Annotated in this window: 9 protein-coding genes; 6 read left to right on the top strand and 3 right to left on the bottom strand. The window is 61.5% G+C overall.

Features of this window, described 5'->3' with window-relative positions:
• Nucleotides 1-12: 12 nt before the first annotated feature.
• Complete coding sequence (locus tag VFZ66_03205; protein ID HEX6288167.1) at nucleotides 13-795, top strand: enoyl-ACP reductase; 783 nt, start codon at nucleotides 13-15, stop codon at nucleotides 793-795.
• Nucleotides 796-817: 22 nt separating this feature from the next.
• Here the strand turns inward: VFZ66_03205 and VFZ66_03200 are convergent, their stop codons facing one another.
• On the bottom strand, nucleotides 818-1,162 hold the full coding sequence (locus tag VFZ66_03200) for a hypothetical protein (protein ID HEX6288166.1): 345 nt from the start codon (nucleotides 1,160-1,162) through the stop codon (nucleotides 818-820).
• A 179-nt stretch (nucleotides 1,163-1,341) separates the two neighbouring features.
• On the opposite strand from VFZ66_03200, the gene VFZ66_03195 reads away from it, so the two are divergent.
• Nucleotides 1,342-2,406 carry a ParB/RepB/Spo0J family partition protein gene (locus VFZ66_03195; protein HEX6288165.1) on the top strand — a complete coding sequence of 355 codons (1,065 nt, stop codon included), beginning with the start codon at nucleotides 1,342-1,344 and terminating at the stop codon, nucleotides 2,404-2,406.
• A 259-nt stretch (nucleotides 2,407-2,665) separates the two neighbouring features.
• Here VFZ66_03195 and rho read toward each other — a convergent pair whose 3' ends face one another.
• Both rho and glpX read right to left on the bottom strand, forming a co-directional pair.
• Entirely contained in the window at nucleotides 2,666-3,913 is a 1,248-nt protein-coding gene (gene rho, locus VFZ66_03190; protein HEX6288164.1) for a transcription termination factor Rho, read from the bottom strand.
• 441 nt (nucleotides 3,914-4,354) lie between these two features.
• Complete coding sequence (glpX, locus tag VFZ66_03185; protein HEX6288163.1) at nucleotides 4,355-5,359, bottom strand: class II fructose-bisphosphatase; 1,005 nt, start codon at nucleotides 5,357-5,359, stop codon at nucleotides 4,355-4,357.
• A 214-nt stretch (nucleotides 5,360-5,573) separates the two neighbouring features.
• Between glpX and VFZ66_03180 the strand changes: the two genes are divergently transcribed.
• The 4 genes from VFZ66_03180 (at nucleotide 5,574) to VFZ66_03165 (ending at nucleotide 12,127) form a co-directional block, all read left to right on the top strand.
• Nucleotides 5,574-7,340 carry a right-handed parallel beta-helix repeat-containing protein gene (locus tag VFZ66_03180; GenBank protein HEX6288162.1) on the top strand — a complete coding sequence of 589 codons (1,767 nt, stop codon included), beginning with the start codon at nucleotides 5,574-5,576 and terminating at the stop codon, nucleotides 7,338-7,340.
• A gap of 78 nt (nucleotides 7,341-7,418) precedes the next feature.
• On the top strand, nucleotides 7,419-10,589 hold the full coding sequence (locus VFZ66_03175) for an N-acetylmuramoyl-L-alanine amidase (GenBank protein ID HEX6288161.1): 3,171 nt from the start codon (nucleotides 7,419-7,421) through the stop codon (nucleotides 10,587-10,589).
• Between the two features lie 363 nt (nucleotides 10,590-10,952).
• The gene (locus VFZ66_03170) at nucleotides 10,953-11,483 is read left to right on the top strand and encodes a hypothetical protein (protein HEX6288160.1); all 531 of its coding nucleotides are present in this window, start codon (nucleotides 10,953-10,955) and stop codon (nucleotides 11,481-11,483) included.
• On the top strand, nucleotides 11,480-12,127 hold the full coding sequence (locus VFZ66_03165) for a glucosaminidase domain-containing protein (protein ID HEX6288159.1): 648 nt from the start codon (nucleotides 11,480-11,482) through the stop codon (nucleotides 12,125-12,127). The genes VFZ66_03170 and VFZ66_03165 overlap by 4 nt, the downstream gene beginning before the upstream one ends.
• The last annotated feature ends 2 nt before the right edge of the window (nucleotides 12,128-12,129 follow it).

Genomic DNA, 12,129 nt, shown 5'->3' with positions numbered 1-12,129 from the left:
AAGGAGCATCACATGGGGCTGCTCACTGGTAAAAAAGGGCTGATCGTCGGCGTTGCCAACGATCACTCGATCGCCTGGGGTATCGCGCAGGCGCTCCACCGCGAAGGCGCGGAGCTTGGCTTCACGTACCTGGGCGAGGCGCTCGAACGCCGCGTCCGTCCGCTGGCGGAAAGCCTCGGCTCGACGCTGATCGTTCCCTGCGATCTCGGCAGCGACGAGCAGATCGCGGCGGCGATGAATCAGGTGCGTGAGAACTTCGGCCAGCTCGATATTTTGATCCACTCCGCCGCCTTCGCCAAAACCGACGAGCTGCGCGGCTCGTACCTCAACACCAGCCGAGAGGGCTTTCGCCTGGCGCTTGACATCAGCGCCTACTCGCTCACGGCGCTGATCAAGGCCGCCGATCCGATCCTGAGCTCGAACGCCTCGATCCTGACGATGACCTACCACGGCTCTCAGCAGGTGATGCCCAACTACAACGTGCAGGGCGTCGCAAAAGCAGCGCTGGAAGCGTCCGTGCGCTACCTGGCCGCCGACCTGGGACCGCGCGGCATTCGCGTCAACGCGATCAGCGCCGGGCCGATCCGCACGCTGGCCGCCAGCGCCATCTCAGGCATTCGCGACATGATCAAGGCGCAGGAGGAGATCACCCCGCTGCGCCGCAAGGTAACGATCGACGATGTTGGCAACAGCGCCGTCTGGCTCTGCTCCGATCTGTCGAGCGGTGTCACCGGCCAGATCGTGTATGTCGATGCCGGTGCCAGCATTATGGCCGTCGCGCCGATCAGCTCGTAAGCTCAGATGCCATCGGCTCGGCCTACCACGAGGTCGAGCCGCCGCTGCTGGTTCGCTCGTTCGGGTCACGATCGGTTGTCTTATCAGCATTCGGGACAGCTCCGCGCGGCTGTCCCGAACGCCGGGCATCGCCGCTGGCGATCTCGCGATCGTGAGCCTGATCCTCGCCTTCCAGATCGCCACCCGCTCCCGTCTCCTGCGCGCCGACGCCGCCGCTCTCCGGCAGCGGATCTAGTCCGGCCAGATCCAGCGGCGAGTTCGGGCTGGAAAAGCCGACGTTGCTGGTGAGTCTCTCCCCCGCCTTGGCCTGCCTGATCTGATCCAGGTCATCATTGTTTGTCGCTTCGGGCTTCATAGATCCTCGCATCTTTTCATGCTGGCTCCTGCTGCGGATCGTCTGCTGTAGCCTGAGCCAGACATCCTGATACCCAGCCACTCACGCTGCAACCTATGTGCCAATACTTCGATTACGCGCTGGCGAACGTTCGTGCGAGGTATGCTATACTCTGCAACGCGCACATGTGTATTTTTTGCAAAGGGTATCTGATGCGACTGTTATATCTTGATCCGCAGCAGCTTGAACTCGATCCTGAGGGCATTCGCGAAGACGCGGGCGACATCGTCAGCCTGGCCGAAACGATCCGCGAGCATGGCTTGCTCCAGCCGCTTGGCGTGATCGCGCTGGGCCACGAGCGCTACCGCGTGGTCTACGGCGGTCGTCGCCAGCGCGCGGCGCTCCAGCTTGGCCTCGAGCGGGTGCCGTGCATTGTGCTCGATCCCAACGACTCGGACCTGCTGATCCAGCAACTTGTTGAGAACGTCCAGCGCCAGGATCTCAACGATCTTGAGAAGGCTCGCTCCTTCAGGCGGCTGCGCGATCGGCTCAACGAGCAGGGCCAGGGCAGCGGCAGGATGTTGAGCGAAGGCGAGCTTGACGAGCAGGTCGGCGCGGCGGTCGGCCTCGCTCCTCGCACGATTCGTCGCTACCTGGGCTTGCTCGACCTGCCGACTGAGATTCAGCAGCTTATCCGCGACGGCGAGCTCACGGTGACGCAAGCGCAGCATCTACGGCGCATCAACAGCACCAAGACGCAGATCGAGCTCGCGCAGATGATCGTCGACGAGGGCCTGTCGGCGGGCGAGGTCAGCAGCCTGGCGAATTATTTTGCTGCCAATCCCAATCTGACGGTCGATGCGGCGATGCAGGCGCTGGCGCATAACCTGGGGCTGCGCACCGAGGCCACGCCTGTGAACACCGGGTCAGGCGGCCCGCTGCCCAAGGGCGGCCAGCCCGCCGCCAAGGCCGACGACGATTTCTGGGCCGACGAGCCGGAAGCTGCCGAAGATGGTCAGGCGGGCGCGCTCGCCGCATTTGCCGCCGAGGACGAAAATCCCTCCAAGAACAAAGCGCGTGTTTTCCGCATCCGCTCGCTCGATCAGATGGTCGACGAAGCCGACCGGCTGACGCGCGCCTACCACGAGGGCGATCTCCAGAAGTGGGTGCAGAAAGACGAGGGCGCTTCGTTCAAACTGCGGCTGCTGCTCAAGCAACTGCGCACACTCTCACAGGCGATCGAAGCGCTCGTTGGCGAGACGGTTGAGGTCGAGTAGCCACAACTGCGGAAATGAACGCGAGAGTCGACCGGCGAGATCAATCCAAACTGCGGAAATGAACACGAGAGTCGACCGGCGAGATCAATCCAAACTGCGGAAATGAACACGAGAGCCGACCGGCGAGATCAGCCCGAACTGCGGAAATTAACGCGAGAGCCGACCGGCGAGATCAGCCCGAACTGCGGAAATGAACACGAGGGATCAAGCTCAGCTTGATCCCTCGTTCGTTACCGGGTAGCGCCGGAAACCGCCGATGCTAGATATTCCTGCCGAGCGTTGCCAAAAACTCCTCGTTGGAGCGCGTCTTGGCAAGTCGCGTCAGCACCAGCTCGGTGCCCTCGTTGTCGTTGAGCATGCTGACCATCCGCCGCATCGTCCAGACCTGACGCATCATCTCAGGACCAAGCAGCAGCTCCTCGCGGCGCGTGCTGGAGCGGGTAATGTCGATCGCCGGGTAGATGCGCTTCTCGGCCAGGCGGCGCTCAAGCACCAGCTCGGAGTTGCCGGTACCCTTGAACTCTTCGTAGATCACGTCGTCCATGCGGCTGCCAGTATCGACCAGACAGGTCGCGATAATCGTCAGCGAGCCGCCGTGCTCGATGTTACGCGCAGCGCCGAAGAAGCGCTTGGGCGGGTACAGCGCCACCGGATCGATACCGCCCGACAGCGTACGACCAGACGGCGGCATATCCAGGTTATAGGCGCGTGCCACGCGGGTGATCGAGTCCATCAAGATCACAACATCCTGACCGCTCTCCACCAGGCGCTTCGCGCGCTCCAGCGTCATCTCGGTCACTTTGGTCTGATCCTCAACCGACTCGTCGAACGTCGATGAGATCACTTCGCCTTTGACCGAGCGGCGCATATCGGTCACTTCTTCGGGACGCTCGCCGACCAGCAGCACCATCAGGTGGACATCGGGATGATTGGTAGTGATGCCGTTGGCAATCGCCTTCAGCAGCATCGTCTTACCGGCCTTCGGCGGCGACACGATCAATCCGCGCTGCCCGCGTCCGATCGGCGCGACCAGATCGACCAGTCGGGTCGCCAAGATCTGCGGATCGGTCGCCAGCTTAAGCTGCTGGTTCGGGAAGATCGGCGTCAACTGATCGAAGTGCGGGCGATTCCGCGCGATTTCGGGATCGATCCCATTAATCAGCTCGACGCGCAGCAGGCTATAGTAGCGCTCGTTCTCTTTCGGCGGGCGCACCTGACCTGTCACGCGGTCGCCGGTACGCAGGCCAAAGCGGCGAATCTGCGACTGGGAAACGTACACATCATCCGGCCCCGGCAGCATGCGATCACTCCGCAAAAAGCCGAAGCCGTCCGACACAATATCGAGAATACCTGAGCTGAAGCTGTTGCCCACCTGCTCGGTCTGAGCATGCATCAGCTTCATAATCAGATCTTGCTTACGGAGTCGGGCATAGCTTGGAATTTCCAGCTCACGGGCCAACTCGTGCAAGTCGCTCAACGGTTTCATTTCAAGTTCAGCGATATTCACAGAGGGTCCTCCAGGGAAAACAATCTAAGACATGGGTAATAACACAAATACAGGCAGCGCCTGCGGTCGCACCTACGTCCTGTCCATACTCAACATCTAGAATCAGGGTACAGTTCGTGTCCAAATTACACAGCGTGAGGGGGGGACGAATCAGGGATACTGACTTGATTGTAGGTGCTGCTTTCGGTACGGGATCAGCCACATCGGGCCACGACTATATGATCATTGGACCTTTTTGTCCGAGGCTATAGCAACACGTTAAGATCTATACGAATACAGGCAGAAACTCATCGGGGGAGCCACGCAGCACTCGTCAAAATTCAACACGGCGGTAACGCAGCCTGAGAGGGTATCCGAGGCTGTTATTCCAGCCTCGGAGAATAGTATAGCAGGTTTTATGCATAATGCAAGCCCCAGCCTGAGCAGGACCTGCGCAAACTGCTATTCGCTCTCGGACCCGTTGCGCTGATCGAACGGCAGAGACGAGATACGCATCAGCTTATCCCAGCGATGGCTGGCCTCGATAAATCGTGAGGTGCCGCTTCGCGAGCGCATGACCATCGAGTGTGTCGTCGCGCCCCAGCCAAAATATTGTACTCCTCGTAATAATTCACCGGTGGTGATTCCGGTCGCCGCGAAATGCACATCCTCGCCCTGGCAGAGGTCGCTTGTCGTGTACACACGCGCGATGTCGATCCGCTGCTCTTCGACGATCCGGCGCTCCTGATCATTACGCGGCCAGAGCCGACATTGGATCTCACCGCCGATGCATTTGAGCGCGCACGCCGTCACGACAGCCTCAGGCGCGCCGCCGATGCCCATCAAAATATCGGCTGGCGCATGCTCCATGGAAGTCATCACCCCGGCGGCGACATCGCCGTGCAAGATCATTTTGATGCGCGCGCCCGTCTCGCGAATCTCCTGGATCATCTGCTTATGACGCGGACGATCCAGGATCACGACGGTCACGTCGTCGACATCTTTTTTTAGTGCCCTGGCGACCTGCCTGATGTTCTCTCCGACGGACGCCGTGATGTCGATCGCGCCGGCGGCGGCCTCGCCCACCGCGATCTTTTCCATGTACATGATGCCGGGTGTAGCAAAGAGCGAGCCACGCTCGGCAATCGATACGACCGCAATCGCGCCCGGCATGCCTTCCGCCAGCAGCGTCGTGCCTTCGACCGGATCAACTGCAATATCCACCCTGGGCGGCCTGCCGTTGCCGAGCTGCTCGCCGATATAGAGCATGGGCGCCTCGTCCTTCTCGCCCTCGCCGATGACGACGATGCCATCCATATCGACGTTGTCCAGGGCATAGCGCATCGCATCGACCGCAGCCTGATCGGCCTCGTTTTTCTCGCCCCGGCCCATCCAACGCCCGGCGCGCAGCGCAGCCGCTTCGGTAGCGCGCACCAATTCAAAGCCAATGTTACGCTCGATCTTCATGCTACCTCCTTGTAGCTTCCGCTCAATCTCGCGTAGAGAGCGCCATTCTAGCACACAATCGATCAGTGTCTAACGGCAACGCTGATTGTAAGCCGGTTCAAGCAAAACTCTACTCGGCTATTGTCCGTCAACATGACGATAATGTAGTTTTTCATACTTTTGTCACCTTGATAGCGTTGCAGATGGCGTGGATGCATGGTAGGATTTGGGTATTATGGATTGGCGACATAAATTTGATCCCACGCGCTTTCGCCCAGACCTTCTGCTGGCGCGAGCGCGACGTTTGAGCAATATTCGGGCACTCGGAGAGCAGGTTATATCAGTCCGGCGGCTTGGTATGCGCGGCGAGTTTATCGTGCCGCTGGCCGCGCTCGTGATCCTGGCAGGCGCGCTAATCCTCAGCGCGCTTACGCCCGATCCCGCACAAACGCCGCAGGTAGGCGAAGCTCCAAGCGCCACTGGCTCGGCGACTCCGCCGCTCACAACGACGGCAACGGCAGTGGCGGGCTATCCCTTTTCCAGCAGCAGCCCATCCGCCACAATCGGCGGCACCGAGCCGTTCGCCAGTCCCATACCAGACATTACCTCGACGGCAACGTTGAGCAACACGATTGTCGCGATCGGGCCGGATAGCGGAACGGGCTATCCCGGTCCGGGCGACGTGCCGCAGCCGATCGGCCCGCCTCCAGGCGGGGGCGTGCCGCCGTCCGATAGCAGCGGCTTCAATCCACCGCCCGGCGATCCTATTACGGTCCCGACTCCGGCGCTGATCCAGCCGACGTTTGCGCCGCCGGTTAGCTCGTATCCGTCTCCGCCCAACAACCCGCGCCCTCCGCAGCCGGCGCAGAATAATCCACAGCCGCCGCGCGGCGCGCCCAATCCGTCTCCAACGCCAGCGCCAACGGATGGCTTGGTGACGACGCCGACAACGACGGGCACCGACACGGCGCTGACACCCGGCACTACGCAGCAGCCCGTGCAGCCTACCGCCGTGCCCACGAGCCCGATAACGCCGACGCCAGAGCCGACGCCTGTTCCGCCGACGCCAACGGCGCGACCTGCGGAAGTCTTGACCGGCAACGTGCGCTGGACGGCAGCCAACAGCCCGGTTGTCCTACAAAAAGATCATGCGCTTGCGGCTGGCTCATCGCTGACGATCGATCCGGGCGTCGAAGTGCGCTTTGCGCCGGGCGTGCAGCTCACCATCGGCGGCGCGCTGCGGGCACAAGGCACTGCGTCTGCTCCCGTCCGCTTTGTCGGCACAGCAGGTCGTTGGGAAGGCATTGTCGGAACGCAGGGTAGCTCGATTATCCTCGATCAGGTTCAGGTTCGTCAAGCGGGACAATCGGGCACTGCGGTGAGCAGCACCGGCGGCGCGCTGGTAATCCGAAATGCATCGTTCGCGGATAACGGCGGCGGTATCGTCGCGCTCGGCAGTATGCTCGACCTGCGCAACACGCAGATCTTCGGCAATGCGATCGGCGGTCCCGCAGTGAATGTGCGGCTGCCAGGCCGCAGTGAGGTCAACATCGTCAATACGATCGTCGGCGGCAACGGCACACCCAGCGGCGCGCCCCAGGTGCTGCTGACGGGCGAGCAGACAGCCGGGCCGATCACGGTATCAGGGAACTTATTTGTCGGCGGTGCCGGTGCTGGCGTCACCATCAACACCAGCGCACCTCTGACAGGCTCGATCCGCTGTAATGGATTCAGCGGGGGCACAGTCGGCTTGCAGCTTGCTGCCAGACGGCCAGATACAGCCGGGTTCAATCTCGCCATTGACAACAACGCCTTCGAGCAGCAAACCACCTATGGCGCGACGGGCACGTTAGCGTTCAATCTAACCAACAACTGGTGGAGCGATCCGTCCGGCCCGCACGACGTAGGGCGTAATCCACAGGGGCGTGGTGTACCCGTGGGAGTCAATCTTCAATTCCAGCCCTGGCTAACGGGCCGTCCGGCCTGCGCGCCAACTCGATAACAAACAAACCCGTCATCCCCGTCTGCGTCCCCCTGTCGCGGTTTTTCGCAGATCGACTTCTTAGAGTGGAGTACGCTCATGATTCGTCATGCACTCCGGTCGATCAGCGCGCTCGTTTTTTTGGCCTGCGCGCTGATTCTGCTCAGTGTTGCTCATGCGGAGACAACAACGAGCGACCTGAAGCCTGCCGTGTCCATCATCGCCCAGGATGCCTTTCACCGTAGCGCCGACCAGAGCGCTGCCAGCGGTAGCGAGGTCGTCGAAACCGATCGGATTGCCACGTCGCAGACATTCATGTATATGATGCTGCGCTGGCAGGCCGCTCAGCCAGCCGCAGCGTTGCTTAAGCTCGAAGTGCGTAGCAGCGCCGACGGGAGCGGCTGGTCTGCGTGGCGCGACGTTCAAGAGAGCGATGATCCGCCCGATCCCAGCGAGCCGGCAGATACCCACTGGAGCGACATCATCTACACCGATGTTGCGCGCTTCTATCAACTGCGGATCACACGCACGCCGGGTTCGGATGGCGCACTGCCGACCTTCGGCGCGATCCAGGTTCATACCGTCGACGCCCGGATCGACAGCGCGGCGCTGGCCGTGCCCACCAGCGACGGCGCGGTCAGCCCGATGGGTATCGCCCGCCCGGCGTATATTTCGCGGACCGGATGGGGCAATCCGCAGGGGGAGTACGCGCCGAATGCGCCGCCCGCCTACTATACCGCCAACCATCTGGTCGTTCACCACACCGCCGACTCCAACACGCTGGGGCCGAACGAGCCGAACTGGGCAACGCGCGTACGAGCGATCTGGTCGTTTCACACCTACAGCCGAGGCTGGGGCGACATCGGCTATAACTGGCTGATCGATCCCAACGGCGTGATCTATGCCGGACGCGCGGGATCGACCGATCTATCGCGTGATGCGGTCGGCTTCCACGATACGGCCAACTACGGCTCGATGGGCGTCTCGATGATCGGCACCTATACCACGGTCACGCCGACTACCGCCGCACAAAATAGTCTGGTCGATCTGCTCTCGTGGAAAGCCAGCCAGCGCAACATCGATCCGCTGGGGAGTAGCTGGTACTACGGCTGCTCGCGCTCCAACTACTGCGCGCCGTTCAACAGCGGCTCGGTCGTGCTGAACATTGCCGGGCATCGCCAGGTGACGCCGGGCCATACGACCTGCCCCGGCGATAAAGGCATGGAAGTGCTGACCTCGGTTCGCCAGCGGGTCTATCAGCGGCTCCACGGCGGCGGCAGCGATAACGGCGATGCGGTGATCGATGAGCTGGAAACCTCGTTTACGTCAGCCGGCTCATGGCACGATCGGTCGTGTGGCTACGCCGGGCATACCTACTGGACCTACGCCACCAACGGCAGCGAAGGCGTCGCCAGCACAAACTGGGGCGTGTGGCGTCCGAACTTACCGCACACCGGGCAGTACAAAGTCCTGGTGCATATTCCGCAGGGCTGCGCCATCGCGTCGCCGCCGTATGCCACCACCAACGCGCGCTACGAGGTGCGCTACGCAGGCGGTACGACGACCAAAGTAGTCGATCAGAATACGGCTCAGGAATGGGTCGAGCTTGGCGTCTTCCAGTTCGACGCGGGCACCGGCGGCAGCGTGAAGCTCACTGATCTGACCAGCGAGCCATTCAGCGCGCGCAAGGTTGTCTTCTTCGACGCGGTTCAGTGGGTTTATCAACCACCGCCGCCGCCGCAGGCCTCGGCGCAGCTTCTTTCGGCCACGGTTCGTACGACGAGCGTGGGCGTGGGCGAGGTTGTGCCGGTCGAGTTTACCGTCAAAAACACGGGCACCGTGACGCTCGAAACGCAGGGGCCGGACTCCGGCGCGACCGACGATATTGCTGGCGGCTGGGTCTATGATGAGGCCGAATGTTTCGCCGGTGGTAGCTCGTATCCGGCGTATCCCAAGGAGCCGAAGCGGCTGAGGCTGACGCTGGGCTTTGCCAGCGGCTCGCCAACGGTGCCGACCGATTGCAGCACCGGCGATGGCGGGTATCCCTGGCGCTGGGGCGTTGGCTGGCCGATCCAGCCGGGCGAGACACGCACGATCATAGGCTATGTACGATTCCGCACGCCGGGCACGTACACCTTCAAGGCGAACCTTGTCAACGAGTTCGTCAAGTACTACGGCTCGGACGGCAACGGCGCAGATCGGACGACGGCTGCGGTAACGGTGACACCTGAGCGCCGCGCGCCTGAGCCGATCCGCCTCGACAATGCTTACAAGTCACAGGCCAGCGTCTACCAGCTTATTCCCACGCCCGACAGTCTGCTGGCGCGCACGGTCAATCCGCTCTCGATCATCGAGGGCTCCTACATCGGAGCGTTTACCTGGGATGGCAGCGACCAAAACTGGGCCGGTGCTGGGCCGCTCGGCCAGACCGAGCGCTTTGTGGTGCGGCAGGTGCGCGCCTTCTACGTTCCGGCTTCGGGCACCTACAGGTTCCGCGTCACCAGCGATGATGGCGCGTGGCTGTGGGTCGATGGGCGCGAAGTCGTGCGCAACGAAGGATTGCATCCCACATCCTCCAAGGAAGGATCGGTCTATCTGGCGACTGGGCTGCACACGCTGGCGGTCAAATTCTTTGAAAACGCGGGCGAGGCATACGCTGGCTATAGCTGGCAGCCGCCCGGTGCCGCCGAATTTACCACCGTGCCAGCGCCGAGCGGCGCGATCTACGATGGCACGCGCTTCGGCGGCGGGCAGCAGCTTGTGCTGGCAGCGGATGACCTGGGCGGTAGCGGCATACGTACCATGCGCTACTGGATCGACGGCGGCGGCGAGCAGCAGAGCGCGTCGGGCCGTGTGCCGATCAGCCTTGGCGACGGCAGCCATACGATCGTGTACCAGGCCGAGGACAACAACGGCAATAGCGGCTATCAGCGAACCATGACGATGACGGTCGACGCGACGCCGCCGGATAGCGCGGTGGACACATCGGCGCGCAGCACCGGCATCGTCGAGGTGTACCTCAGCAGCAATGCCTCGGATCTGGCTCAATTCGAGCTACAGGTGCGAGATCGAACCGACGGCACAACGCGGCTGTACAAAACGGGGCAGCGGCAGATGCTCTTCTTTGGCATGAGCGGGCATACCTATGAGTTCCGCGTACGCGCCAGCGACGGCCTGAACTGGTCGGCGTTCCCCAGCAGCCCCCAGGCGACGGAGACAATCGCCGAGGCGAGCTATCCGATGATCTACACGCCGAGCATCTCGCGCTAGCCAGCACCGCGCCACAATACGGCACCACCCATCACGAGCAGAGGGCCAAGCCCTCTGCTCGTTCTTGATCGCCGACACCCTACAGCACCGATCGGGCATCTACCTTGGTGCTGGACCGTTCAGGACTCCTTAACCTTGATTTGATCCCTCTAGTTCGCTACAATACGCTTGACATATGTCGAGAACACGGAGAACGCCGGTCATCGCCAGCAGAATACGCGCTTGACGTAGAACACCCGTTCTATTATAATAGTTCTACTTCAATCGAGCATCAGGGCATACCACGTCGTGTGCTGTATCCCCAACAGAATGCTCGAAGTACGCGCGACCGAGTTTTGAGAAAATGGGTAGAGGAGGACGGCGATGGCGGTAACAAGCCGTGATCTGCATCAGCAGCCGACACGGAAGAGCATGCCTGCCGCACCAGTGCGGTGGCCGCAGGTTCAAGCTACTCGTCAACATATTCAGGTGGGTATAGTTGTTGTACTGGGGTTCATTGTTCTGAATCTGCTGATCGGTCGAGGCCAGACATGGCTCGACGACATGCGCTACGGTCGGCCACGAACAATGCAACTAAGCGCGTACGTCGGGCATAACGAGCAGGCCGGGCAGCCCTCACATTTCGTCGCGATGAATCTCAATCGCCGCGTGATTGTGATCGAGCTGCCGGGCGGGGACAGCGCCAAGGCGCAAACGCTGCAAGGCCCGTATCTCTTTGGGGCGCATGAAGACCTGACACCCGTCACGCTGCGGGTCAAAGATCTGAATAGCGATCAGAAAGGCGACCTTGTGATTGCCGTGAAAAACGAAGAAATTATCTATATCAATACCGGCGAGACATTCCGGCTGATCACCGACGACGAACGTCGTCAACTGGCTGAGGCGCATCCATGACACGCCTTCAGCAGATCGTGATCGGCTTTGTAGCGCTCACCGTCATCTTTTGGCTGATGCCTGCGGCTCCTGGCAGTGTCATATCCACCGCCAGCGGCCTGCCTGATGCATTTAACCCGGTCGGTAAATCCCAGTCGATTCTCGCCGCCGCTGCCCTGCCGATCACGAGCAATAGAGGCGGCCTGTCGGTGCTGGGAGCGCCAACGATAACCGTGGAGCAGATCGAGGCTGTTCTGGCCGAGTATAACTCTCCGGCGCGCGGCCACGGCCAGGAGATCTACGATCTGGGCGTCAAGTACGGCATCAATCCCGCGATCTGTCTCGCCTTCTTCATCCACGAATCCAGCGCGGGCACCAATCCGGCGTGGGCCGGTCGGAAGCCAGACGGCAGCACCACTCATAACATTGGCAATATTATTTGTACCGAGGGGTGGCGCTGCTACGGGCGTTTCCGCGATTATGACAACTGGAGCCAGGGCATCGAAGACTGGTATAAGCTGATCCGGGGGCTGTATATCGATGAGTGGAAGCGCTCAACCGTCGAAGACATCATCCCCAAGTACGCGCCTGCCGCCGACAACAACAACGAGGGCGCGTACATCCAGAGCGTCAAGAACCTGGTGCAAAGCTGGCAGGGAAAGTAGGC

It is taken from the genome of Herpetosiphonaceae bacterium, from assembly GCA_036374795.1.
Taxonomy (GTDB): domain Bacteria; phylum Chloroflexota; class Chloroflexia; order Chloroflexales; family Kallotenuaceae; genus LB3-1.
The sequence above is the reverse complement of the archived record's forward strand: the minus strand, read 5'-3'. Positions and strand labels throughout refer to the sequence as shown.